The sequence below is a fragment of the Bacillus sp. V33-4 genome (genome assembly GCF_002860225.1).
Classification (GTDB): Bacteria; Bacillota; Bacilli; order Bacillales; family Cytobacillaceae; genus Bacillus_BJ; species Bacillus_BJ canaveralius.
Genome location: NZ_PGVC01000084.1, coordinates 1 through 1493 on the forward strand (window position 1 = coordinate 1; position 1493 = coordinate 1493).

The 1493-nt window shown below is 53.4% G+C and carries 1 rRNA gene; it reads left to right on the forward strand.

Annotation, left to right across the window (positions count from 1 at the left end):
- A 23S ribosomal RNA gene (locus CVD23_RS21295) occupies positions 1-1493 on the forward strand; the annotation flags it as partial.

A 1493-nucleotide genomic window follows, 5' to 3' on the forward strand; every position in this document is an offset into this window, starting at 1 on the left:
GGGCGAATTAGTATGTGGTTGTAGACCCGAAACCAGGTGATCTACCCATGTCCAGGGTGAAGTCCAGGTAACACTGGATGGAGGCCCGAACCCACGCACGTTGAAAAGTGCGGGGATGAGGTGTGGGTAGCGGAGAAATTCCAATCGAACCTGGAGATAGCTGGTTCTCTCCGAAATAGCTTTAGGGCTAGCCTCATGTAGTAAGAGTCTTGGAGGTAGAGCACTGTTTGGACTAGGGGCCCTCATCGGGTTACCGAATTCAGACAAACTCCGAATGCCAAAGACTTATCCATGGGAGTCAGACTGCGAGTGATAAGATCCGTAGTCGAAAGGGAAACAGCCCAGACCACCAGCTAAGGTCCCAAAGTATACGTTAAGTGGAAAAGGATGTGGAGTTGCTTAGACAACCAGGATGTTGGCTTAGAAGCAGCCACCATTTAAAGAGTGCGTAATAGCTCACTGGTCGAGTGACTCTGCGCCGAAAATGTACCGGGGCTAAACGTATCACCGAAGCTGTGGGTGGACACCGTAGGTGTCCGCGGTAGGAGAGCGTTCTAAGGGCGTTGAAGCGGGACCGGGAGGACTCGTGGAGCGCTTAGAAGTGAGAATGCCGGTATGAGTAGCGAAAGATGGGTGAGAATCCCATCCACCGAATGCCTAAGGTTTCCTGAGGAAGGCTCGTCCGCTCAGGGTTAGTCGGGACCTAAGCCGAGGCCGAAAGGCGTAGGCGATGGACAACAGGTTGATATTCCTGTACCACCTCTTTTCCGTTTGAGCAATGGGGGGACGCAGGAGGATAGGGCAAGCGCACTGCTGGTTATGTGCGTCCAAGCAGTTAGGCTGGTCACGAGGCAAATCCCGTGATCGCAAGGCTGAGCTGTGATGGCGAGGGAAATATAGTACCGAAGTTCCTGATTCCACACTGCCAAGAAAAGCCTCTAGCGAGGAAAAAGGTGCCCGTACCGCAAACCGACACAGGTAGGCGAGGAGAGAATCCTAAGGTGAGCGAGAGAACTCTCGTTAAGGAACTCGGCAAAATGACCCCGTAACTTCGGGAGAAGGGGTGCTCATTTGGGTGAATAGCCCGGATGAGCCGCAGTGAATAGGCCCAGGCGACTGTTTAGCAAAAACACAGGTCTCTGCGAAGCCGCAAGGCGAAGTATAGGGGCTGACGCCTGCCCGGTGCTGGAAGGTTAAGAGGAGGGGTTAGCGCAAGCGAAGCTCTGAATCGAAGCCCCAGTAAACGGCGGCCGTAACTATAACGGTCCTAAGGTAGCGAAATTCCTTGTCGGGTAAGTTCCGACCCGCACGAAAGGCGTAACGATCTGGGCACTGTCTCAACGAGAGACTCGGTGAAATTATAGTACCTGTGAAGATGCAGGTTACCCGCGACAGGACGGAAAGACCCCGTGGAGCTTTACTGTAGCCTGATATTGAATTTTGGTACAGCTTGTACAGGATAGGTAGGAGCCTGAGATGCCGGAGCGCCAGCT